Consider the following 22,719-nt stretch of genomic DNA (forward strand, 5'->3'; position numbering starts at 1 on the left):
TCGCCTAAACAAGGAGTGCTCCGTTGCTGTAGGTGTCGGCGAGATGCTGGATGAAGGCCTTCTCGCGGTCGGTCAGTGCTCCCTGGTCGAGGTGCCGCCAGCCGCGCTCGTACAGGTTGAGCGCTTCGGTCTCGGTGAGCGTGGTGCCCGCCTTGGTTTGCCACGCCAGCGCGCGCAGGCCGGGGTAGTCACCCACGGTGATCGCGGTTCCTTCGGTTGCTGGCTCGTCCAGGACCGGCACGACGAGTTGGAGCCCGAGAGCGGTCGCCACATTGCTGTAGGCGCCGATCGTGACCGACGGGTTGCCTGCCTCGATCCTGTGGAGCGTCACGCGCGACACCCCGGCTGCCTCGGCGCAGGCGACTGCCGTCACGCCGAGAGCTTTGCGGCGGTCGCGCAAGCGTGCGCCCAGGCGTTCCAGGTCCGCCTGCTGCTCGGGGCCGATGTACGGGCTCGTGGCTGGCATGTTTCTCATTTTAGTCATGCTGATCAGAAAGTCAATAATGAGAAACACCATTGGCCGGTTCGGCCGGCCAGATCGTCAGCTTCGCGGCACCTTGATCCCGGTCGCCGAGTGGCAGCGGTATCCGAACGGGTTCTTGAGAAAGTACGTATGAACCTTGATTCCCGTCACACTGGCAAACCGTGACAGCAACACTGTCATCGTGGTCAGATGACGCATGGACAACCTGCTTCCAGCATCACGACCGCTCGGACCTGATTCGATCTTGGGGCGCCTGGCGAATGATCCACGGATCGCGCTGACCGGGTTCTCGACCGGCTTGTTGCAGTTGATGCACCCAGCGGTCAGCGCGGGAGTCATGCAGCATTCGATGTTCTTCGCCGACCCGTTCGAGAGGGTTTACCGATCCGTGCCGCGAATCGTCGCGACGATCAACGCGACCGACGGCGCCGACAGGGCCGTACGAGTGCGCGACTATCACCGTGGCATCAAGGGGACCGACGCGCACGGCCAGCGGTACCACGCCCTTGACCCTGAGGTCTTCTGGTGGACACACATGACGTTCGTCTGGGGGTTCCTCACTGCTGCTGATCGCTTTCACCATCGGCCACCGGTGGGGGATCAACGCACTCAGTTCTACGCGGAGTCGGTGGAATGGTGGCGTCGCTACGGGATGTCCATGCGGTTGGTTCCCCCGACCCTGGACGCGTTCCTCCAGGAGTTCGAGCGAATCTGCGCCGAAGACCTCGAGATGACCGAAGCTGCGGTGGGCGCGCTCGGCGTAGGCAGGTTCGAGTTGCCAATGTTGCCCGCACCGCTGGCCCGCCTCGGTGGTGTGCCGAGCAAGCCGGTTGCGAAACTCGCGATGCTTGGCACTCTCCCGAGCAGCGTTCGCAGACGGTTCGAGATTCCCTGGTCATTCGCCGATGACGCCGCATACAACCTGCTGGCTCAGGCCGTCCGCACTGGCGGACGGATCGTGCCCGACCGCCTCAGTCAGGATGTAAGCCGGGTCATGCTGAAACGGCTCGGGGCAAAGACGCAGCTGGCCTCGGCATCCTGATCCTCGCCGAGTTTTGATCCAAGTTTCCGGTCCCAGCGGGTCGCGGTCTCGGCGGCTTTGCGGAGGCGTGCTCGTGGCTGCGTCCTAGCCGCGCGGCACCTTGATCCCGGTCGCGCTGTGGCACCGGTACCCGTGCGGCACCTTGATCAGGTACTGCTGGTGGTAGTCCTCGGCGTAGTAGTACGTCGGGGCCGGCTTGATCTCGGTGGTGATGGCGCCGTAGCCGCGCTTGGTCAGCTCGGGCTGGTAGCGCGCGGTGACCTCGGCGGCGACCTTCGCCTGCTCGTCGGAGAACGTGTAGATCGCCGAGCGGTACTGGGTGCCGACGTCGTTGCCCTGGCGCATGCCCTGGGTCGGGTCGTGCACCTCGTAGAACGCGACGACCAGGTCGGCGTACGAGACCTTGGTCGGATCGAAGACCACGCGGACCGCTTCGGTGTGGCCGGTCCGGCCGGAGCAGACCTCCTCGTAGTCCGGGTTCGGGGTGGTGCCGCCGGCGTACCCGACCGAGGTCGACCAGACCCCGTCGATCTGCCAGAGGATCTCCTCGGCGCCCCAGAAGCAGCCGAGGCCGAACAGCGCGACCTCGAAGCCGTCAGGCACCTCGTCGGTAACCAGCGGAGCGTCCAGGACCCGGTGTCGCTCGGCCAGCTGGAACGTGCGCGACGTCCGTCCGGGGAGGGCGTGCTCGGCGTCGACGATCTCGTTCTTGAACTTGTTGAACAGCATCGGTGCTCCTGACCTCGGTGGCACCTCTCACAACACGGTGACGGGCGGTGCTGTTCCCACGCTAGCCGTGGGTCGCGCAGTAGGCGTCGCGCTTGGTCGGGTTGCCCTTGAAGATCACCTTGATCAGCTGGGCCTGGCCCGCGGCGTACTCGGCGATCTCGCGCTCCACGAGCGGGCGCAGCGCCGCCGGGGCGTTCGCCAGGGCCTCGGCGTTGCGCCAGACGACCTCGCGCCAGCCGCGCATGATCGCGCCGACGACGACCTCGTCGACCGGGCCGAGGTCGAGCTTGTTGAACATCGGGTCGAAGCGAGCGGCCTCCTCGTCGAAGACCGGGTGGTAGAGCGAGTCGAGGCGCTGGTTGTAGGCGTTGTGGTCGGGCTTGTGGGAGGTGCCGTCCGCGGCGGTCAGGCCGACCTTCGCGAGCACGTACGGGAAGTCGTTGTTGATGTGCGCGTTCATGTTCATCATGAAGTCGCCGAGGCCGGTCAGGGTCCGGTCCTCGCTGGCCTGCAGCGCCAGCCGCCACGCCTTCGGGACGCCGGCCTTGTTGCCGGACTTCCAGGTGTCCATCGTGTCGAAGTACATCTCCGCGAACACCGCGTCGATCTGGGTCAGCCACTTCCGGTCCTGGAAGTAGCCGCTGTCGGCCGCCGCCTTCACGTTCTGGGTCACCCGGAGGTAGGCCAGCGAGAAGATCGCGTCGTGGCTGCAGGAGGCGGCCAGCGGTTCCAGCCGATCCTCCATCTCGGTGATGACGTCCTCGATGCACTGCGGCGCGCCGCTGACGCAGATCGGACCGGTGTACGGCTTGTACGGCGTCGGCAGTGCGCCGAGCAGGTTGATCACCGGATCCAGCAGGGTGGGGGTGAGGAGCGTGTCCAGTCCTACGGTGCCGGCGGCCTGCGCCGGGGTCGCGACGGACCCGAGGGTGAGGGTGGCGGTGAGGCCGACGACGGCGGTCTTGAGGGTGCGGCGCAGGTGCATGTGGTGACCAACGACGGCCTGTGGATTCCGGCTACGCGGTATCACCTTGGTACCATAGCCTCATGGCCATGACACTTCGTATCGATGACGAACTCGATCAGGCGCTGACCGAGCTGGCTGCCGCAGAAGGCACCTCCAAGCAGGAGGTGATCAAACGTGCCGTGATCGAGCGACGGGATCGCACTGTTCGGCGTGAGCTGATCAACCGGATCGCGAACGAAGCCCTCGTCGAGTACGCAGACGCCCTGGAACGGCTCGGCAAGGCGTGACCGACGTCGAGTACCTGAACGTCGAGGACCTGTTGCTGTTCACCTCGATGCTCAACGCAGGTCCGGTCCGAGACGCCGGCCTGCTCGACGCGGCGGTCAGCCGTCCGCGAGCAAGCGTGTTCGGTCAGGACGCCTACCCGAGCATCGAGCTGAAGGCTGCGGCACTGCTGCACTCGATCTGCGGAAACCATGCCCTGGTCGATGGCAACAAACGGCTGGCACTGCTCGCGACGGTCACGTTCCTGCGGGCGAACGGGCGCACCTTCACGCTGTCCCAGGATCAGGCGTTCCAACTCGTGTGGGACATCGCCGCCGGTGACCTCGATCTGGACGACATCGCCACCGCCCTGACCAACTAGGCTCGCAGGCGTGAGCCAAACCCACCGAGACAAGTCCGGGTTCGAGACGCGTGCGATCCACGCCGGCTACGAACCCGATCCGATGACCGGCGCGGTGATCCCGCCCATCTACGCCACCAGCACCTACAAGCAGGACGGTGTCGGCGGCCTCCGCGGCGGCTACGAGTACAGCCGCTCCGCGAATCCGACCCGGACCGCGCTTGAGGGCGCGCTCGCGGCACTGGAGGAGGGGGAGCGCGGGTTCGCGTTCGCCTCCGGCCTGGCCGCCGAGGACACAATCCTTCGGGCGCTCACCAAGCCCGGCGACCACGCCGTGATCCCCGACGACGCGTACGGCGGCACCTTCCGCCTCTTCGACAAGGTCGCCAAGGTCTGGGGCCTCGAGCACAGCCCGGCGGCGGTCTCGGACGTCGAGGCCGTGCGGGCCGCGATCCGCCCCGGGCGGACCAAACTGGTCTGGGTGGAGACGCCGACCAACCCGCTCCTCAACATCGGCGACATCGAGGCGCTCGCCGCCGTCGCGCACGAGGCCGGCGCGCTGCTGGTCGTCGACAACACCTTCGCCTCGCCGTACCTGCAGCAGCCGCTCACCCTCGGCGCCGACGTCGTCGTGCACTCGACCACCAAGTACGTCGGCGGGCACTCGGACGTGGTCGGCGGCGCGGTCGTGGTCCGAGACCTCGCCATCGCCGACGCGATCGGCTTCCACCAGAACGCGATGGGTGCGGTGGCCGGCCCGTTCGACTCCTTCCTGACCCATCGCGGCCTGAAGACCCTCGGGGTTCGGATGGATCGGCACTGCGACAACGCCGAGCAGGTCGTCGCGTTCCTGGTCGACCACCCGCAGGTCGCCGAGGTGATCTACCCGGGGCTCGCCGCGCACCCGGGCCACGCCGTCGCCGCCCGCCAGATGAAGCGGTACGGCGGGATCGTCTCGTTCCGGGTCACCGGCGGCGAGGAGCACGCCCTCGCGGTCTGCGAGCGCGCCGAGGTCTTCACCCTGGGAGAGTCGCTCGGCGGAGTGGAGTCGCTGATCGAGCACCCCGGCCGGATGACCCACGCCAGCGTCGCCGGCACCGAGCTCGAGGTGCCGCCGGACCTGATCCGGCTCAGCGTCGGGATCGAGTCGATCGAGGACCTGATCGCCGACCTGGGGCACGTGCTGGAGCCGCGCCGATGAGCACCGGCGAGAACGAGCCGGACGTCCGGTTCAGCCTCGCCAACGAGCGCACCCTGCTGGCCTACCAGCGCACCGCCATCGGCCTGATCGGCGCCTCGGTCGCGGTGGCGCACTTCCTCGACGACGGCGCCCTCGCCCTCACCCTCGCCGGCGCGCTGATCGTCAGCGGCGCGGTCGCGGCCGTCGGCGGCTACCGCCGGTACCTCGCCGCGGACCACGCGATCCGGGAAGGGCGCCCGCTGCCGTCCGGACCGACGCCCGTGCTGCTCTCGGCCGGGTTGATCCTCTGCGTGCTGGTGGCCGCGGTGTACGTCGTCACCACGGCCGGCTGATGCCCGACCTCGTCGTCTGCGTCGACTTCGGGTCCACCTTCACCAAGGCCGCCCTGGTCGACCGCGCAGCCGGCCGGTTGCTGGCGACCACCCAGCACCCGACGACCTCGGGCACCGACGTCCTCGACGGGTACGACGCCTGCCTGGCCGCGCTCGCCGCCGAGCATCCCGAGGTGGCTCACGCCGAGACGCTGGCCTGCTCCTCGGCCGGCGGCGGCCTCCGGATCGCCGTCGTCGGCAACGAGGACCTGGTCACCGCGGAGGCCGGCCGGCGGGTGGCGCTCTCCAGCGGCGGCAAGGTGGTCGCGGTGCTCGCCGGCGGACTCGACGACGCCCGGTTCACGGAGCTGGTCGCGGCCCGCCCCGACGTGCTCCTGCTGGTCGGCGGGACCGACGGCGGGAACGCCGCGACGCTGGTCGCGGATGCCGGCTTCCTGGCCGCACGGTCCTGGGCGGGCCCGGTCGTGGTGGCCGGAGACGTGGACTCCCAGGACGTCGTGGCCGGGTCGTTCGAGGGCTCCGGGACGCCGTACCTGCTTGCCGACAATGTCGTCCCGCGGATCGGGGTGCTCGCGCCCGAGTCCGCCCGGGCCGCGATCCGCGAGGTCTTCCTCGCCCATGTCATCGGCGGCAAGAACCTGAGCAGTCGCCCGGAGTTCGCCGCGATGGTGCTCGGCGCCACCCCGGACGTCGTCCTCACCGGCGTCGAGCTGCTCGCGGCCGTGCACGGCAGCTCCGCGCCCGGCACCGGCGTCGTGGTCGTCGACGTCGGTGGCGCGACCACCGACGTGCACTCGGTCGTGACGCTCGATCCCGAGGAGACCGCGCTGGCCCGCGAGGTCGTCGCCGTCACCCCGACCACCCGGACCGTCGAGGGAGACCTCGGGATGCGCTGGAGCGCGGTCTCCACGGCCGAGGAGGCGATCGCGGCCGGCCTGGCCGACGAGGACCTGCGCACGGCCGCCGTACGACGGGGCGACGACCCGGGCCTGGTCCCGGCCGATCCCGCCGATGCCGCCGACGACCTCCGGCTGGCCGGGGCGGCCGCGGTCCTCGCGATGCGCCGCCACGTCGGACGCTCGGTGGTGGTGCTCTCGCCGGAGGGCCGGGTCGTGGAGCGCAGCGGCAAGAACCTGCGCGCCGTCGACCTGCTGGTCGGCTCGGGCGGCGTCTTCCGGGCCGCGGCCGACGCGGTACCGGTGCTGAGCGCCGCGACCGGTGTCGATCCGGACGGCTGGCAGCTCCCGGAGCACCCGCGGATCGTGGTCGACGAGGCCTCGGTGCTCGCCGCCGCCGGCCTGATCGCGCTCGCCGGGGGCGACGCGGCTGCTCTCCGGTCGGCACAGTTGCTGATCTGCAATAACGTGTCCGGAGTGGACCAGCACGGTGGAGCGAGCCAGGAGGGGGCGCCTTGACGGATCCGACGGAGTCGGCCGGAGCGGCTGAGAGGACCCAGGAGCTGGAGAACCAGCGGGTCGAGCGCGTCGCCAGGAAGGTCGAGCTCCCGTGGGCCTACGAGCTGGCCGCCGCCTGGTCGTGGCGCTTCCTGGTGATCGCCGCGGCGGCGGGCCTGGTCTTCGCCGGGCTCAGCTACTTCTCGGTGGTCGTCTTTCCGGTCGTGATCGCCCTGTTCATCGCCGCCCTCTGCGCCCCGCTGGTCAGCGGCCTCCAGCGGATCGGGCTGCCCCGCAAGCTGGCCGCCCTGGCCGTCGTGGTCGGGGGGATCGCGGTCGTCGGCCTGCTGCTGGCCTTCGTCGGCCAGCAGGTAGCTGACAGCGTCGACCAGCTCTCCGGCAAGGTGGCCGGCGGCCTCGGTGAGATCCGGAACTGGCTCCGCGACGGTCCGCTGAACGCCAGCGACTCCCAGGTCGACACCTGGATCGAGGACGCCCAGAGCTACCTGCAGGACCAGGGCAAGGGGCTGGCCGGCCGGGCCACCGAGCTGGGTGTCGCCGTCGGCCACATCTTCGCCGGCTTCTTCATCGTGCTGTTCGCGACCTACTTCTTCCTCGCCGACGGCCGGGTGATCTGGGGCTGGGTCGTCCGGATCTTCCCGCGGGCCGCCCGCGAGAAGGCGGACTCCTCGGGACAGGTCGCCTGGCGCTCGCTGACCCAGTTCGTCCGGGCGACGGTGCTGGTCGCGGCGACCGATGCGATCGGCATCATGATCTTCGCGCTGATCCTCAAGGTGCCACTGGTCAGCGCGATCGGCGTCCTGGTCTTCCTCGGCGCCTTCGTGCCGCTGGTCGGCGCCTTCGCGTCCGGCACCGTCGCGGTGCTGGTGGCGCTGGTCGCGCACGGGCCGATCGTCGCCGCGATCATGCTCGGCGGCGTGGTGCTGGTGCAGCAGATCGAGGCGCACGTGCTGCAGCCCTTCCTGATGGGCCGGTTCGTCTCGGTGCACCCGCTCGGCGTGATCCTCGGGATCGCGGCCGGGGTCATCGTCGCCGGCGTCATCGGCGCACTGGTCGCGGTGCCGTTGGTGGCCGCCCTGAACGCGGTCGTGCAGCACCTGGCGTCCTTCGCCGATCCCGAGGTCGACGACCCCGAGGTCGACGATCCCGGCGACGAGGTCCCGGGCGGCGAGGACCCGGAGCCCGCCGATCCCGAGATCGCCGCGGAGCCGACGTGACCGCGCCGGCACCGGTGACCCTGGCGGAGATCGAAGCCGCGGCCGAGCAGCTGCGGGGCGTCGCGATCGCGACGCCGATCGAGGACTCCCGCTGGCTGTCGGCGCTGGTCGGCGGGCCGGTGCTGCTGAAGTGCGAGAACCTGCAGCGGACCGGGTCCTTCAAGATCCGCGGCGCCTACGTCCGGATGTCCCACCTGTCCGCGGAGGAACGGGCCCGCGGAGTCGTCGCCGCGTCCGCCGGCAACCACGCCCAGGGCGTCGCCCTGGCCGCCCAGCTGCTCGGGATCAAGGCGACTGTGTTCATGCCGCACGGCGCCCCGATCCCGAAGGTGAACGCCACCCGCGGGTACGGCGCCGAGGTCGTCTTCCACGGCGCGATCCTGGACGAGGCGCTGGTCCGCGCGATTGCCTACGCCGAGGAGACCGGTGCGGTCCTGATCCACCCGTTCGACCACCGCGACATCGTTGCCGGGCAGGCCACCTGCGGGCTGGAGATCCTGCAGCAGGCGCCGCAGGCCGCGACCGTGCTGGTCCCGACCGGCGGCGGCGGCCTGGTCGCCGGCATCGCCCTGGCGATCAAGTCTGTGCGACCCGACGTCCGGGTCGTCGGCGTCCAGGCCGAGGGCGCCGCGGCGTACCCGGGGTCACTGGCCGCCGGGGCGCCGGTGGCGCTGGACTCGATGAGCACGATGGCCGACGGGATCGCGGTGGCCTGCCCCGGAGACGTCCCGTTCGCGGCGATCGAGGAGTACGTCGACGAGGTGGTCACGGTCAGCGAGGAGTCGATCTCGCGGGCGCTGGTGCTGCTCCTGGAGCGAGCCAAGCTGGTCGTCGAGCCGGCCGGAGCGGTCGCGGTGGCCGCGATCCTGGACCGGCCGGAGGCCTTCGGAACGCCGACCGTGGCGGTCCTCTCCGGCGGCAACGTCGACCCGCTGCTGCTGACCAAGCTGATCCGCTACGGCCTCGTCTCCGCCGGCCGGTACCTGAACATCGCCGTCCGGATCCCGGATCGTCCCGGCGGCCTGGCCCGGTTGCTCACCGAGCTCGGTGACGCCGGCGCCAACGTCCTGGAGATCGTCCACGAGCGGACCTCGGGGTCGCTGCACCTGGACGAGGTCGAGGTGCACGTCCAGGCCGAGACCCGCGGCCCCGAGCACGCGGAAGCCGTGCTGGCGCGGTTGCGCGAGCACGGCTACCGGGTGGATACGAGTGAGGGCGCGCCCTAGCCCGCGTACGGGACGGCGTCGATGATCTCGACCTTGATCATGCTGCCGTTCGGAGCCGGGTAGCTGACCTCGTCGCCCTTGGAGCGACCGTTGATCGCCTCGCCGAGGGGCGACTGCGGCGAGAACACCTCGGTGCCCTCGTCGGCCATCTCCCGCGCGCCGAGCAGGAACGGTGCCTCGTTCTCGGTGTCGCCGACGAAACGGATGGTGACGAGCATGCCGGGCTCGACGACGCCGTCGTCGGGGGGCGTCTCGCCGACCTGGGCGGTCTTCAGCATCTCGACGAGCTGGGTGATCCGGCCGTCGAGCTTGCCCAGCTCCTCGCGGGCGGCGTGGTAGCCGCCGTTCTCCTTGAGGTCGCCCTCGTCGCGAGCCTGGCTGACCTTCTCGACGACCTCGGTGCGGCCCGGGCCGCGCAGGTGCTCGAGCTCGGCCTGCAGCTCGTCGTACTTGGACTGGGTCAGCCAGACGCCTTCGCGCTCATCAGCCTGAGTCATGGGACAGCAACTCCTGGAATACGAATCGGGGAAACGACAAGCCTAGCAAGCGTCCGCGATCTCAGCGTTCGGTACAGCTGATCTTCTCGACGGTGGTCGCCCGGCTCAGCGTGGTCATCGGGATCCAGTCGCCGTCCGCCTCGCGGATCTGCGCGACCGTCAGGTTCAGCTCGCCGACGATGGTGTGGTCCCGCGCCGTCGCCCGGATCAGGCAGCTCCCCTCGACGTCGTCGTCGCCGAACCGGCTCTCCAGCCGGACCTTCACCTCGTGGGCGCTGACCACGTCGTACGAGCTCAGCTCGACGGCGATCGCCGGGGAGCTGTGGAACCACGCGACCCAGCCCAGCCAGCCGAGGAACACGACGGCGAGGACGGTTGTTGCCGCTATCGCGACCCCTCGACGGCGCGGGCTCTTGGCGCCGTACCGGTCCTGCATCAGGTCGCTCACCCCTCAATCCTAGGATGGAGCCCATGTCTTCCTACGCCGGCCTGCGCCTGATGCACGTGCACGCCCATCCCGACGACGAGTCCAGCAAGGGCGCGGCGTCCACGGCGATGTACGTCGCCAAGGGCGTGGACGTGCACGTCGTCACCTGTACCGGCGGCGAGCGCGGGTCGGTGCTGAACCCGAACATGGACCGTCCCGACGTGCTCGAGAACATCACCGAGATCCGTCGCGCGGAGATGGAGTCGGCCCGGCAGATCCTCGGCGTCTCGCAGGACTGGCTGGGCTTCGTGGACTCCGGGTGGCCCGAGGGCGACCCGAAGCCGCCGCTGCCGGAGGGCTGCTTCGGGCTGGTCCCGCTGGAGGAGGCCACCGAGCCGCTGGTCCGGCTGATCCGCTCGTTCCGCCCGCACGTGATCACCACGTACGACGAGAACGGCGGCTACCCGCACCCCGACCACATCAAGTGCCACGAGATCTCGGTGGCCGCCTTCGAGGCCGCCGCCGACCCGGAGCGGTTCCCGGACGCCGGCGAGCCCTGGCAGCCGCTCAAGTTGTACTACCAGCACGGCTTCAACCGCCCGAAGGCCGTGGCGCTGCACGAGGCCGCGCTGGAGCAGGGGATCGAGTCGGTCTTCGCCGAACGGCTCAAGGACTGGAAGCCGGATCCGGTCTGGGACGCCCGGGTGACCACCCAGGTCCCGTGCGCGGAGTACTTCCCGGTCCGAGACCAGGCGCTGATCGCGCACGCGACCCAGATCGACCCGGACGGCTTCTTCTTCCAGATCCCGATGGAGCTCCAGCAGCGGGTCTGGCCGACCGAGGACTTCGAGCTGGTCACGTCGCTGGTCGACAGCCAGCTCCCCGAGGACGACCTCTTCGCCGGCATCGTGTAGAGCCGCCTTCCGCTCCGGGCAGGTCGCCTGAGACAATCGAGGCATGGACACGCTCGTGATCGCCCTCTCCGGCCTGGTCGGCATGCTCGACAAGGCCCCGGCGCCCAACGACGTCAAGGCCGGGTGGGGAGCCTTCGGGATCTTCCTCGGGCTCGCCGTCGCCACCGGGCTGCTCTGCTGGAGCATGGTGCGGCACATGAAGAAGGCGAAGCTGAACGCCGACTCCGGCGCCTTCGGCACCGACGAGACGCCGCAGGGCTGACCTCCCGGTCTCAGACCCCGTAGCCGCCGTCGACGTCGAGCTTCTGGCCGGTGATGAAACGGGCCTTGTCGGAGGCGAGGAAGCAGACCGCCTCGGCGATGTCGATCGCTCGCCCGAAGGTCCGCAGCGGGATGTTCCCGCGGGCCACGGCCAGGGCGTGGTCGTCGAGGTCGCCGTTGCCGATCAGGCGTTCGGCCATCCCGTCGGTGAGCATGCCCGGACCGACGCAGTTCACCCGGACGCCGAACCTGCCCTCCTCGGCGGCGAAGGCGCGTGCGAGCGCCTCGACGGCGGCCTTCGGCCCGGAGGAGAGCCCGTCCCGGACCGGGTAGCGGGAGGTCGCCGCGGTAGTGACCGCGACCACCGAGCCGCGCGACGCGCGCAGCGCCGGCAGGGTGGCGTGCACGACGTTGAAGAAGCCGTTCACGTCCTGGTCGAGCTGGGTCGCAAACTGCTCGGGGTCGACCTTGGAGAGGTGCACCATCGGCACGTGCGGACCGGCGGCGTGCACCACGGTGTGCAGCCCGTCGAACGCGGCCGCGGCCTCGGCGACGAACGCCTGGAGCGCGGCGACATCGTCCAGCGGCACCTGCGCGGCGAGTACGCGTCCGCCCGCGCCGGCGATCTCGTCGATCAGCTCGTCGGGACGCCGGGTCCGGTAGGTCAGGGCGACCGGGCTGCCGTGCTCGGCCAGGAGCCGGCAGACGGCCGAGCCGAGTCCGCCGGATCCTCCGGTGACCAGGGCTCCGCCCTGCAGGTGTTCGAACATCGCGATCAGTTCCCTTCGATTCGGCGGCGCAGGACAGCGAGCGGATCGTCCGGGCCGCGCCGTCCGCGCGGTCCGTCGCCTTCCGGTGCGCGCAACCGGCCGGCGTCGCTGCGGGTCCACTCGCGGACGGCGAAACGCTCCTGGATCCGCCAGCCTTCGGGCGTGCGGACGAACTCGTCGACGTAGCGGAACCCGGAGGTGAAGTTGCGCGCGGGATCGTCGCCGGGGGTACCCCAGTGCACTGCCGTGCCGTAGGTCTCGGCCAGGGCGCGGTCGCCGTACAGCTCGCAGAGGTGGTTGCCGACGAGGTGCATGGTGCCGTCCAGCCGGGGGAGCAGCTCGGCGAGCCAGGCGACGTACGCGTCCGCCGGACCGGAGAAGCCGGTGTGGTGATCGACCCCGTCCTCGGCGTAGACCGCGCGGACCGCCGGCAGGTCCAGCCGGTCGACGGCGCGGCAGTACCGCAGCACGGTCTCGTGGATCGCACGGCGGTCGGCGTCCTCGGTCATGCTCGCCAACCTAACACTTGCTTGGTCTAGCGGTCGTCGATGCCGAGCAGGTTGAGCCAGAGCCGGGTCAGGTAGCCGGTGAGGTCGTCCAGGTCGGACCGGTCGTCGAAGACGAACCACATGTAGGCCAGTCGTTCGGTCATCGCGCCGAGGATCAGGGCGGCGGCCGCCGGCTCGATCGTGGTCGCGACCAGGCCGCTCTGCTGCATCCGGCGGATCGCCCGCTCGGTGCGGGAGCGGTAGTAGACCCGTCGCTCGCTGAGCACCGACGGGGCGTCCGGGAACAGCAGTACGGACTCCTCGATCACCCGCCAGAACCGGGAGTTCCGCTTGAACGCCGTCAGGTACAGGCGGTTGGTCTCCAGGATCCGCTGGACCGGGTCCGCGGTGCCCGGTGCGACGGTGCTGAGCTCGCCGTACACCTCGTCCTCGACGGCGATCAGCAGCTGGCGGAAGAGGTCTTCCTTGTTGTCGAAGTGCACGTAGAAGGAGCCGACGGCCACGCCGGCCTCGGCGGCGACGTCGGCGATCCGGGTCTTGTGCAGGCCCTTCTGCTCGAGGACCTTGCGTCCGGCGCGGAGCAGCGCTCCCCGGGTCCGGAACCCGTGCGGGGTCTGCGGCAGCTTGTCAGACATCGCCGGCCTCCCCCTCGGGAGCCGGTACGTCGACCCGGAGGATCGCGATCCAGGCATGGGTGAGCTGCTCGATCGCGAACTCGACCGACGGCTTCGACTCGTCGAGGTAGAACCAGTGGCTGACCGCCTGCTCGCTCATCGCGACCACCGCGTCGACGGCGACGTCGCAGGGGACGCCGGGGTCGATCCAGCCGTTCTCGATCCAGGTGCCGAACGCCGCGCGCAACGCTTCGGCGAACGGGTCGGCCTGCTCGCGCAGGGTGTCGCGGACCTGCTCGTCGCCGAGGGCCGCGACGTTGATCGCCATCCACTGGGCGGCGTTGTCGACCAGGGCCGAGACCCAGTTCTCGACGGTCTGGTGGATCCACGGCTCGACCTCGGCGGCCGACGTCGGCGGCTCGGTCGGGACGTGCCGCAGCGCCGACGTCCGGAGCCTGCGGACCACGGCCGCGAAGATCTCCTCCTTGGAGGAGAAGTAGGTGTAGAAGCTGCCGGCCGCCACGCCCGCGCCGTCGGTGATGTCGGTGATCCGAGCCGCGTGCAGACCCTTGGCGGTGAACACGTCGCGGGCTGCGGCCAGCAGCAGGTCACGGCTCGACGCCTCAGGCGGCACCATCAGCTCCACCCTCTCGTCTGTCGGAACGACCGCATCGTAGTGCCCGCGGTGCGGAGCACCCCGGTACTCGAGCACATCCACCCGCTCTGAACCCGGTCCAGTTCCCCGCGAGCGAGGCAAGTGAATCACTATTCGACGTGGTTGTCACGCGTCGCATTTCGGACACGGATTTCCGCCTTGGGGTCGATAATCAGGCGCTGACCTGCACTTTTAGAGGATTCCGCCTAGATGCGGGATGGGGCTTGACAAGGGTGGCCTTGCGGATGCAGGATCCCCAATATGAATGAATATTCAGTGGCTGGTCGGGTCGCGGTCGTGACCGGTGGCGCCCGCGGACTGGGCAAGTCGATCGCCACGGCGCTCGCTGCGGCCGGTGCCGACGTGGCCGTCTGGGACGGCCCGGACTGGTCCGACGCCCCGCTCGCGTACTCGCTGGCGTCGAAGGCCGAGCTCGACGAGACCGTGGCCGAGCTGGGCGGGCTCGGCGTCCGCGCGGTGGGTGAGTCGGTCGACGTCCGCGACCTCGACCAGGTGGTGCAGGCGACCGCCGCCACCGTCGCGCAGCTCGGCCGGATCGACATCCTGGTCTGCGCCGCCGGCGTCCGCTCCTGCGTGCCCGCGAGCGCCATGACCGACGACCAGTGGAACAGCGTCGTGGAGACGAACCTGCACGGGACCTACCACGCGATCAAGTCGGCGCTGCCGCACCTGACCGCCTCGGGAGCCGGTCGGATCGTCGTGGTCGCCGCCGAGGAGGGCCGCCGTGGCGCTGCCTCGCTGAGCCACTACTCGGCCGCCGCCTGGGCCCAGATCGGCCTGGTCAAGTCGATCGCCGTCGAGAGCGCCGAGGCCGGGATCGCGGCGAGCGTCGTCTGCCCCGGCCCGATGGACACCGCGATGTCACGGACCGAGGAGTTCTGGGCACTGGCCCAGGCCGGTCGTGACGGGGTCGTCCCCGTGACGGTCCCGAACCAGGCCGACGCGGAGCACGCGCTGCGCGTCCGGCACCCCAGCAACACCACCTACGCCGCGGTCGACGCGGTCCGAGACGCGGTCCTGTTCCTCGCCGGCCAGCCCGGGCTCGACCTGACGGGCGCCGTGCTCGACGTGTCGGCCGGCCTAGCCTCGATGAACACGGCCTGAGGAGGAACGATGCGAGATTTCGAGAACCAGGTCGTCGTCATCACCGGCGCAGGCAAGGGCCAGGGCCGCTCGCACGCGCTGGCCTTCGCCCAGCGCGGCGCCTCCGTGGTGGTCTGCGACATCGGCGAGCAGCTGCCGTGCGCGTCCGCGATGGCGACGATGGAGCAGCTCGAGGAGACCGTCAGGCTGGTCGAGTCCGTCGGCGCCGAGTGCGTCGGCATCCAGGCGGACACCCGGTCGACGGCGGACATGAAGCGGCTCGTCGACACTGCCATCGACCGGTTCGGCAAGATCGACGTCTTCGTCGCCAACGCCGGCATCGCGGCGTTCGGCCCGGTCAGCGAGATGCCGTACGACGTCTGGCGCGACGTCGTGGACATCAACCTGGGCGGCGTCGCCACCAGCATCCGCGCCGTCGTACCGCACCTGATCGAGCGCGGCGCCGGCCGGATCGTCGCGACCTCGTCGGCGGTCGGGCGCGAGGGCGGCCCGAACAACGCCAACTACGCCGCGTCCAAGTGGGGCGTGATCGGCTTCGTGAAGTCGCTCGCGATCGAGCTGGCCCCGCACGGCATCACCGTGAACGCGTTCTCGCCGATGTCGGTCTCCACCGACATGTGCCACAACCAGCTCACCTACGGGCTGTTCCGCCCCGACCTCGACGAGCCCACCCGGGACGACGTCAAGGACACCTTCGCGGGGCTGAACCCGATGCGGGTGCCGTGGCTCGAGCTCTCGGACGCGAGCGAGGCGGTGCTCTTCCTGGCCTCCTCGTCGGCGCGCTACATCACCGGTGCCGCTCTGGACGTCGCGGGCGGCTGGAACGCCTTCCACTCCGCCTAGGACCTCGTCAACCCCGACCGATCATCAGGGCACCGACCGGGTGCCAGAACAAAGGAGCAGCAATGACGTTCGACCCGACCACCAAGGTCTCCGAGCTCGCGGCAGGCGGCCCGGCCCTGTTCTTCCCGGACCCGCCGGCCCCGGTCACCTTCAATTTCGACCAGGGCCTCGCCGCCGAGGAGACCTTCCCGCTGGAGGACTTCAAGACGTTGATGAGTGACGTCATCGACCGCGACGGCGGCCTCGCCCTCGAGTACATCTCGATGGACTACGACCGGGACGCCGACCAGATCACCTACCTGCCGACGTACATCGAGCTGATGCTCGGCAACACCGCGCTGCGCGAGGAGGTCGCAACCTGGATCGGGGAGAGCCAGGGCGTCTCCGGACTCACGGCCGACAACTTCATCCTCTGCTCGGGCTCGGTCCAGGCGATCGCCCTCGCGGTGAACGCGCTGGTGAACCCGGGCGAGGGCGTTCTGGTCGAGAAGGCGACCTTCCCGTACGCGATGCGCTTCATGCACATGCGGGACGCCGACGTCCGCACCGTCGACATCGACGAGCACGGGCTCGACCCGGCCTCGCTCCGGGCCCGGCTGGAGGAGTTCAAGCGTGACGGCGTCGTCCCGAAGCTCCTGTACGTGATCCCGACCTTCCAGCTGCCGACCTGCGTGGTGATGCCGGAGGAGCGCCGGCGCGAGGTGCTCGCGATCGCCGAGGAGTACGACATCGTCGTGCTCGAGGACGCGATCTACTCGGACCTGCGCTACAGCGGTGACCCGGTGCCGTCCCTGCTGAGCCTCGACACCAGCGGCCGGGTGATCCAGAGCCACGGGTTCTCCAAGGTGCTCGCACCCGCGCTGCGGATCGGCTGGATCGCCGCATCGACGCCGCTGATCAACGCGCTCGCCTCGGTCCGCCAGGACCTCGGGGTCAGCCAGTGGATGTGCCGGATGATGGTCGACTTCATGCAGCAGGGCAAGCTCGACCCGCACATCGAGAAGGCCAACGCCGTCTACCGCCGCAAGCGCGACATCGCGGTCGCCGCGGTGCGCGAGCACTGCGGGGACCTGGTCTCCTTCGACGTGCCCGACGGCGGCTTCTACCTCTGGCTCCAGATCGCCGAGAACGTCGATTGGGAGAAGGCGCAGCACGAGGCCGCGATGGCCGGCGTGTTCTGCCGTCCCGGCGAGAAGTTCCTTGGCGAGGACGCCGGTCGCGGCTACCTGCGTCTCGCCTACAGCCACGCTCCCGACCACGAGATCGCGCGCGGCATCAAGGCCCTCGGCGAAGCGATCGTCGCGAACGCCCACTGAGTTCTCGGCCGACCTGCACCACCTAGGAAAGGGATACCCATGCTTTCACCAACTCTGCGGCACCCGCTGCGGGCAGCTGCTGCTGTCGTGGTCGCCGTCCTGGCGGCCTCGACGCTCGCGGCTTGTGGCAGCTCGGACGAGAAGTCCGACTCGCCCGGCGCTGCGGCGTCCGGCGCCTGGCTGGACGAGGCCAAGGCGATCGCCGACAAGGCTGTCGTCGTACCGACCGAGATCGCGGTCAAGTCGCTCGGCGCCGTGAAGCCGGCCGCCGACATGACGGTCTTCTTCGTCGGCTGCGACCAGTCGATCCCCGGCTGCGTCGCGCAGGTCGAGGGCGTCCGGCAGGCGACCGACGCGCTGGGCTACGAGCTCAAGATCTGTGACGCCAAGACCGACGTCGCGTCGTTCCAGAACTGCATGAGCCAGGCGGTCAACGCAAAGCCCGACGTGATCGTCAACAACGCGCGCCCGGCCGCCGACGCCGCCGAGTCGTACGCCAAGGCGCACTCCGAGGACATCCCGGTGATCGGCCAGTTCACCTCCGAGCAGCCGGACGCCGAGAAGGGCAACGTCGTCGAGGTCGGCAACGTTTGCGAGCTCGAGGGCCAGCTGCTCGGCAGCTACGTGGTCGCCGAGTCGAAGGGCAAGGCCAACGTCGCGATCTTCGCCGACACCGTCTACGGCTGCAACGGCCAGCGCGCCGAGGGCGTCAAGTCCGCCCTGGACAAGTGCGAGACCTGTGAGGTGACCGTCGACCGGTTCAGCGCGGCGACCGCGATGACCGACCTGCCGCCGGCGCTGCAGGCCAAGATCCAGTCGAAGCCGAACCTGAACTGGATCATCGGCACCCCCGGGTTCTCCGGTGTGCTGGCCGCTGACGCGGTACGCCAGGCCGGCAAGGCGGATGCCATCGACGTCGGCACCTTCGACGGCGACGAGCCCAGCCTGGCGCTGGTCCGCAAGGGCGACATCATCAAGGTCGACGTCACGTCCGGTGTCTACGAGAACGGCTGGACGGTGCTCGACGCCGCGCTGCGGCTGAAGGCCGGTCAGGCGATCCCGAACAACATCGAGAACCCGACCCAGCTCCTGATGACCAAGGAGAGCGCTCCGTCCTCGGGCACCTACGAAGGCGCCCAGGACTTCCGCGAGCAGTTCAAGGCGCTCTGGGGCGTGAGCTGATCCACCCGCTCGAAGCCCGACACGATCTGGAGAGGAGACCCTGAATGAATACCCTGGAACTCGCCGCGGTGACGAAGTCGTTCCCCGGTCAGCGAGCGCTCGACAACGTCGACTTCACGGTCGCCAAGGGAGAGATCCACGCTCTTCTGGGGCACAACGGTTCAGGCAAGTCCACTCTGATCAAGATCATGTCGGGGTTCTACCTGCCCGACGGTGGTCCCGCCTCCTACTCCGTCGCCGGACACAGCATGAAGTTCGGCGACGGGGTGGGGGTGGGGCGTGCCGGGGTCAGGTTCATCCACCAGGACATCGGTCTGCTCGACGACCTCACCGTCCTGGAGAACCTGCGGCTCGGCTCGGGCACCTACGACGCAGGCCTCCTCGGGAGGATCCGGTGGGGCTCGGAGCGTGCCGCCGCGGTGGCACGTCTCAACGACCTCGGCCTCGACCACATCGATCCGGACGCCGTCGTCGGCCGGCTCAGCGCGGTCGAGCGGACCGAGGTCGCGATCGCGCGCGCCCTGGACGTCGAGTCGGCGATCAGCGTGCTCGTGCTCGACGAGGCGACGGCCGCGCTGCCCAGCGGTCAGGTCGAGCACCTCTTCGCCCTGGTACGACGCCTGGTCGCCCGCGGCGTCGGGGTCGTCTACGTGACCCATCGCCTCGAAGAGGTGCTGGCGATCGCGGACCGGGTCACCGTGCTCCGCGACGGCGAGGTCGTGCTGAGGAGCCAGGTCGCGGACCTGACCCAGCAGTCGCTCGCCCGGGTGATCGCCGGCATGGACGTGGGACCGGTGCGCGACGACGACCGGGCGCCGCGGGAGCCGGGCGCCGACCCGGTGCTGGAGTTCCGCGACGTGCACGTGGGCAGCGAGCTCCGCGGAGCCACCTTCGCGGTGCACCCGGGGGAGATCGTCGGCGTCGCCGGACTCAGCGGCTCGGGCGTGCACGAGATCGTCCGGCTCCTCGAAGGCTCCCAGGGCCTCGGCTCCGGAGAGGTCCTGCTCGGCGGGACTCCCGTACGCAAGTTCGGCGCCCGTGCCCTCAGACGGCACCGGGCGGCGGTGCTCCCGGGGGAGCGGACCCGCAAGCGCATCGTCGGGATGAGCGTCGCCGAGAACCTGACCATCGGAGACCTGACCCCGTTCTGGCGCGGCGGCTTCTTCCGGCACCGGGCCGAACGCCGTGAGGCGACCGAGGCGATCCGCCGGTTCTCCATCCTTCCCGGCGACCCGGACCAGGCCATCGAGCTGCTCAGCGGCGGCAACGCCCAGAAGGTCTACGTCGCGCGCTGGCTGCGGACCAACCCGCAGGTACTGATCCTCGAGGAGCCGACGCACGGCGTCGACGTCGGCGGTTCCGCCGACATCCTGCGCTTCGTCTCCGAGGTCGCCGCCGACCACGGCGTCGCCGTGCTGCTCTGCTCCTCCGACACCGATGACCTCGAAGCAACGTGCGACCGCGTCGTGATCCTTCGCGATGGCGTCGTCGCCGAACAACTCACCGACAGGGAGATCACCCGTGAGCGAATCGTTGAGCTCTGCTATGCCTGACCTGGCCGCCGAGGTGGCCGACGGGCCGACCCGTGCCCGGGCGCGCCGGTTCTCCGCCGGCAACCTGGTCGAGCGCTGGGCGGGACCGGCGATCCTGGTCGCGCTGATGGTCACCTTCACCATCGCCTCGCCCGGCATCTTCCTGACCAGCAGCAACCTGCTGGCCGTGGTCAACAACCAGACCATCGCGGCGGTCGTCGCGCTCGGTCTGCTGTTCCCGCTGGCCTCCGGAGTCTTCGACATCTCCATCGGCGGCGTGATCACGCTGTCGGTGATCGTCTCGGCGTGGATGTTCCAGAGCACCGAGGGCAGCATGCCGGTCGCCCTGGTCATCCTGCTCACCCTGGCGGTCGGCGCGACCGCAGGCCTGATCAACGCGTTCCTGGTGGTCAAGCTCAAGATCGACCCGTTCATCGTCACCCTGGGATCGGGCTCGGTCTTCCTCGGCATCTCGCAGCTGATCGCGAACGGCCAGGTGATCTCGAAGGACATCCCGGACGGCTACACCAAGCTCGGCCGCGGCGAGCTCCTCGGCGTCCCGAACCCGATCGTGCTGGTGATCGTGCTGGCGCTCGTCGTCTTCTACGTCCTGGAGTACACCCCGCTCGGCCGGATGGTCTACGCCACCGGAGCCGGCCGGGAGCCGGCCCGCCTGGCCGGAGTGCCGACCGACCGGATCCTGTTCCTGGCATTCGTCATCTCGGCGGTCTGCGCCTCGCTGGCCGGCCTGCTGTACACCTCGCGGATCGGCACCGGGCAGCCCGACGTCGGCGGTCAGTACCTGCTGCCCTGCTACGCGGCCGCGTTCCTCGGCTCGACGATGATCAAGCCCGGCCGCTTCAACGTCCTCGGCCTGCTGGTCGGCCTCGGGATCCTCGCGATCGGCATCAACGGACTCCAGCTCGAAGGCATCCCGTTCTGGATGATCTCGACCTTCCAGGGCGGTGCGCTGATCCTCGCCGTCGTCTTCGCGAAGGTGCGCACCCAGAAGACCGCAGCCGGCAGCTGACGCCGGCACCCGACCTCTGATCCGAAGGAGACAACGATGGGCAAGCTAGACGGAAAGGTCGCGCTGATCACCGGCGCGGCCCGCGGCCAGGGGCGCGCGCACGCGCTCGCGATGGCCCGCGAGGGCGCCACGATCGTGGCTGCCGACCTGTGTCGCGACCTGGAGACGGTGCCGTACCCGCTCGGGACGACGGCCGACTTGGCCGAGACCAAGGCCGCGGTGGAGGCGACCGGCTCCCGGTGCGTCACCGCCGAGGTCGACGTCCGCGACACCGAGGCCCTGGCCGCGCTGGTGGCCGACACCGTCGCGCAGCTCGGCTCGATCGACATCTGCGTCGCGAACGCCGGCGTCTGCGGCTTCGGCCAGTTCTGGGAGATCACCGACCAGGCCTGGGACGAGATGATCGGGGTGGACCTGACCGGCGTCTTCAAGACGTTGCGGGCGGTCGTGCCGCGGATGCTCGCCCAGGGCTCCGGCCGGATCGTCGCGACCTCCTCGATGGCCGGCCACATGGGCGTGCCGAACCTGGCTCACTACGTGGCCGCCAAGTGGGGTGTCATCGGTCTGGTCAAGACACTCGCCCTCGAGCTCGCGCAGCACGGCGTCACCGTCAACGCGGTCTGCCCGGCCACGGTCGACACCCCGATGGTGCACAACGCTCCCTTCTACGGGCTGTTCTGTCCCGATCAGGACGCGCCGACCAAGGAGTCGGTCGAGCCGTCGTACGCCGCGATGAGCCCGATGGGGATCCCCTGGGTGAGCCCGGACGACATCGCCCAGGCGGCGCTGTACCTGGTCTCCGACGAGGCGCGCTACGTGAACGGCTCCACCCTCGATGTCAGCACCGCTGCGTCTGCGGGGTTGCCCGGATGACGACCACTTCCTCGCACGAGGGCTTCAGCCCCGATCACCTGCGCTTCCCCGGGATGTCGCAGGCGGTCCGCACCGGCGCCGCCGTGATCGTCTCCGGACAGGTCGGCCTGGACGCCACCGGCAAGCTCGTCTCGGACGACCCGTACGAGCAGGCCAAGCAGTCCCTGGTCAACGTCCAGCTGGCTCTCGAAGGAGTCGGCGCGACGCTGTCGCAGGTCACCAAGCTGGTCTGCTACCTGACCGATCCGGGTCACTTCCCGGCGTACAGCACGGCGAAGCGGGAGATCTTCGGGCCGCAGAACGGCGACGACGCCCCGGCGAGCACCACGGTCGTGGTGGCGGCGCTGCTCGATCCGCGGATGCTGATCGAGGTCGAGGCGTACGCCTACATCGCGGAGCCGGCACCGGCCGAGCTCGATCCCTCGTGATGACCTCCCAGCAGCCTTCGACGACCGGTACCTCGCGGGTGAAGCGTGGGATGGCGGAGATGTTGAAGGGCGGGGTGATCATGGATGTCGTCAACGCCGAGCAGGCGAAGATCGCCGAGGATGCTGGTGCGGTCGCGGTGATGGCCTTGGAGCGCGTTCCGGCTGATATCCGTGCCCAGGGCGGGGTCTCGCGGATGAGTGACCCGGACATGATCGACGGCATCGTGGAGGCGGTCTCGATCCCGGTGATGGCCAAGGCCCGGATCGGGCACTTCGCCGAGGCCCAGATCCTGCAGTCGCTCGGTGTGGACTACATCGATGAGTCCGAGGTGCTGACCCCGGCCGACTATGCGAACCACATCGACAAGTGGGCCTTCACGGTCCCGTTCGTGTGCGGGGCGACGAACCTGGGTGAGGCGCTGCGGCGGATCACCGAGGGCGCGGCGATGATCCGCTCCAAGGGCGAGGCCGGGACTGGGGATGTGTCGAACGCGGTGACGCACAT

General features: G+C 69.7%; 28 protein-coding genes. 19 read left to right on the forward strand and 9 right to left on the reverse strand.

Translation table 11 applies throughout. From position 1 onward, the window contains the following. Positions 1-4: 4 nt before the first annotated feature. On the reverse strand, positions 5-466 hold the full coding sequence (locus tag EFK50_RS18160; RefSeq protein ID WP_123229112.1) for a helix-turn-helix domain-containing protein: 462 nt from the start codon (positions 464-466) through the stop codon (positions 5-7). A gap of 214 nt (positions 467-680) precedes the next feature. Between EFK50_RS18160 and EFK50_RS18165 the strand changes: the two genes are divergently transcribed. Next, entirely contained in the window at positions 681-1,526 is an 846-nt protein-coding gene (locus EFK50_RS18165) for an oxygenase MpaB family protein (protein ID WP_123228997.1), read from the forward strand. An 84-nt stretch (positions 1,527-1,610) separates the two neighbouring features. On the opposite strand, the gene msrA is transcribed toward EFK50_RS18165, so the two are convergent. Continuing rightward, entirely contained in the window at positions 1,611-2,255 is a 645-nt protein-coding gene (gene msrA, locus EFK50_RS18170; RefSeq protein ID WP_123228998.1) for a peptide-methionine (S)-S-oxide reductase MsrA, read from the reverse strand. A 61-nt stretch (positions 2,256-2,316) separates the two neighbouring features. Next, positions 2,317-3,240, reverse strand: coding sequence for a DUF5995 family protein (locus EFK50_RS18175; protein WP_123228999.1), 924 nt, complete (start codon positions 3,238-3,240; stop codon positions 2,317-2,319). A 62-nt stretch (positions 3,241-3,302) separates the two neighbouring features. On the opposite strand from EFK50_RS18175, the gene EFK50_RS18180 reads away from it, so the two are divergent. The 7 genes from EFK50_RS18180 to ilvA are packed head-to-tail and all read left to right on the forward strand — an operon-like array spanning position 3,303 to position 9,238. Continuing rightward, complete coding sequence (locus EFK50_RS18180; protein ID WP_123229000.1) at positions 3,303-3,509, forward strand: ribbon-helix-helix protein, CopG family; 207 nt, start codon at positions 3,303-3,305, stop codon at positions 3,507-3,509. Continuing rightward, positions 3,506-3,868, forward strand: a complete 363-nt coding sequence (locus EFK50_RS18185) for a type II toxin-antitoxin system death-on-curing family toxin (protein WP_246004227.1) — start codon at positions 3,506-3,508, stop codon at positions 3,866-3,868. Before EFK50_RS18180 ends, EFK50_RS18185 begins: the two co-directional genes overlap by 4 nt. 10 nt (positions 3,869-3,878) lie before the next feature. Then, a complete protein-coding gene (locus tag EFK50_RS18190) occupies positions 3,879-5,048 on the forward strand; it encodes a cystathionine gamma-synthase (RefSeq protein WP_123229001.1) in 1,170 nt (389 codons plus the stop codon). Next, complete coding sequence (locus EFK50_RS18195) at positions 5,045-5,380, forward strand: YidH family protein (RefSeq protein ID WP_123229002.1); 336 nt, start codon at positions 5,045-5,047, stop codon at positions 5,378-5,380. Before EFK50_RS18190 ends, EFK50_RS18195 begins: the two co-directional genes overlap by 4 nt. Further along, positions 5,380-6,795: a glutamate mutase L gene (locus tag EFK50_RS18200; protein WP_123229003.1), complete on the forward strand. Its 1,416-nt coding sequence runs from the start codon at positions 5,380-5,382 to the stop codon at positions 6,793-6,795. The genes EFK50_RS18195 and EFK50_RS18200 overlap by 1 nt, the downstream gene beginning before the upstream one ends. Further along, positions 6,792-8,012, forward strand: coding sequence for an AI-2E family transporter (locus EFK50_RS18205; RefSeq protein WP_123229004.1), 1,221 nt, complete (start codon positions 6,792-6,794; stop codon positions 8,010-8,012). The genes EFK50_RS18200 and EFK50_RS18205 overlap by 4 nt, the downstream gene beginning before the upstream one ends. Next, positions 8,009-9,238, forward strand: a complete 1,230-nt coding sequence (gene ilvA / locus EFK50_RS18210) for a threonine ammonia-lyase (RefSeq protein WP_123229005.1) — start codon at positions 8,009-8,011, stop codon at positions 9,236-9,238. Before EFK50_RS18205 ends, ilvA begins: the two co-directional genes overlap by 4 nt. Here ilvA and greA read toward each other — a convergent pair. Continuing rightward, positions 9,235-9,735 (reverse strand): transcription elongation factor GreA, encoded by a 501-nt coding sequence (greA, locus tag EFK50_RS18215; RefSeq protein ID WP_123229006.1) that lies wholly within the window; start codon positions 9,733-9,735, stop codon positions 9,235-9,237. The genes ilvA and greA overlap by 4 nt on opposite strands. 61 nt (positions 9,736-9,796) lie before the next feature. Beyond that, positions 9,797-10,183, reverse strand: coding sequence for a DUF4307 domain-containing protein (locus tag EFK50_RS18220; protein ID WP_123229007.1), 387 nt, complete (start codon positions 10,181-10,183; stop codon positions 9,797-9,799). A gap of 23 nt (positions 10,184-10,206) precedes the next feature. On the opposite strand from EFK50_RS18220, the gene mca reads away from it, so the two are divergent. Continuing rightward, a complete protein-coding gene (gene mca, locus EFK50_RS18225; protein WP_246004228.1) occupies positions 10,207-11,076 on the forward strand; it encodes a mycothiol conjugate amidase Mca in 870 nt (289 codons plus the stop codon). A 43-nt stretch (positions 11,077-11,119) separates the two neighbouring features. After that, positions 11,120-11,338 carry a hypothetical protein gene (locus EFK50_RS18230; RefSeq protein ID WP_123229008.1) on the forward strand — a complete coding sequence of 73 codons (219 nt, stop codon included), beginning with the start codon at positions 11,120-11,122 and terminating at the stop codon, positions 11,336-11,338. 10 nt (positions 11,339-11,348) lie between these two features. Here EFK50_RS18230 and EFK50_RS18235 read toward each other — a convergent pair whose 3' ends face one another. Genes EFK50_RS18235 through EFK50_RS18250 form a run of 4 tightly spaced genes read right to left on the reverse strand, consistent with a single transcriptional unit; the run spans position 11,349 to position 13,867 of the window. Further along, positions 11,349-12,107, reverse strand: a complete 759-nt coding sequence (locus tag EFK50_RS18235) for an SDR family NAD(P)-dependent oxidoreductase (RefSeq protein WP_123229009.1) — start codon at positions 12,105-12,107, stop codon at positions 11,349-11,351. Between the two features lie 5 nt (positions 12,108-12,112). Further along, a complete protein-coding gene (locus EFK50_RS18240; RefSeq protein WP_123229010.1) occupies positions 12,113-12,616 on the reverse strand; it encodes a nuclear transport factor 2 family protein in 504 nt (167 codons plus the stop codon). A 26-nt stretch (positions 12,617-12,642) separates the two neighbouring features. Continuing rightward, positions 12,643-13,251, reverse strand: coding sequence for a TetR/AcrR family transcriptional regulator (locus tag EFK50_RS18245; protein WP_183407905.1), 609 nt, complete (start codon positions 13,249-13,251; stop codon positions 12,643-12,645). After that, positions 13,244-13,867 (reverse strand): TetR/AcrR family transcriptional regulator, encoded by a 624-nt coding sequence (locus tag EFK50_RS18250; RefSeq protein WP_123229115.1) that lies wholly within the window; start codon positions 13,865-13,867, stop codon positions 13,244-13,246. Before EFK50_RS18250 ends, EFK50_RS18245 begins: the two co-directional genes overlap by 8 nt. Positions 13,868-14,146: 279 nt before the next feature. Between EFK50_RS18250 and EFK50_RS18255 the strand changes: the two genes are divergently transcribed. The 9 genes from EFK50_RS18255 to EFK50_RS18295 form a co-directional block, all read left to right on the forward strand. After that, positions 14,147-15,010, forward strand: a complete 864-nt coding sequence (locus tag EFK50_RS18255) for an SDR family NAD(P)-dependent oxidoreductase (RefSeq protein WP_123229012.1) — start codon at positions 14,147-14,149, stop codon at positions 15,008-15,010. 9 nt (positions 15,011-15,019) lie between these two features. Further along, entirely contained in the window at positions 15,020-15,853 is an 834-nt protein-coding gene (locus EFK50_RS18260) for a mycofactocin-coupled SDR family oxidoreductase (RefSeq protein WP_123229013.1), read from the forward strand. A gap of 62 nt (positions 15,854-15,915) precedes the next feature. Beyond that, entirely contained in the window at positions 15,916-17,169 is a 1,254-nt protein-coding gene (locus tag EFK50_RS18265; RefSeq protein WP_123229014.1) for an aminotransferase-like domain-containing protein, read from the forward strand. A 39-nt stretch (positions 17,170-17,208) separates the two neighbouring features. Further along, entirely contained in the window at positions 17,209-18,351 is a 1,143-nt protein-coding gene (locus tag EFK50_RS18270; protein WP_123229015.1) for a sugar ABC transporter substrate-binding protein, read from the forward strand. Positions 18,352-18,395: 44 nt separating this feature from the next. Continuing rightward, positions 18,396-19,904, forward strand: coding sequence for a sugar ABC transporter ATP-binding protein (locus EFK50_RS18275; RefSeq protein ID WP_123229016.1), 1,509 nt, complete (start codon positions 18,396-18,398; stop codon positions 19,902-19,904). Continuing rightward, the gene (locus EFK50_RS18280) at positions 19,897-20,913 is read left to right on the forward strand and encodes an ABC transporter permease (RefSeq protein WP_183407906.1); all 1,017 of its coding nucleotides are present in this window, start codon (positions 19,897-19,899) and stop codon (positions 20,911-20,913) included. The genes EFK50_RS18275 and EFK50_RS18280 overlap by 8 nt, the downstream gene beginning before the upstream one ends. A gap of 36 nt (positions 20,914-20,949) precedes the next feature. Beyond that, positions 20,950-21,786, forward strand: coding sequence for a mycofactocin-coupled SDR family oxidoreductase (locus EFK50_RS18285; RefSeq protein WP_123229018.1), 837 nt, complete (start codon positions 20,950-20,952; stop codon positions 21,784-21,786). Then, entirely contained in the window at positions 21,783-22,214 is a 432-nt protein-coding gene (locus EFK50_RS18290) for a RidA family protein (protein ID WP_221177465.1), read from the forward strand. Before EFK50_RS18285 ends, EFK50_RS18290 begins: the two co-directional genes overlap by 4 nt. A 59-nt stretch (positions 22,215-22,273) precedes the next feature. After that, positions 22,274-22,719: beta/alpha barrel domain-containing protein (locus tag EFK50_RS18295; RefSeq protein WP_484213817.1), on the forward strand; the 446-nt coding region annotated here is incomplete at its 3' end.

This window comes from Nocardioides marmoriginsengisoli, assembly GCF_003725695.1.
GTDB classification, from domain to species: Bacteria; Actinomycetota; Actinomycetes; order Propionibacteriales; family Nocardioidaceae; genus Marmoricola; species Marmoricola marmoriginsengisoli.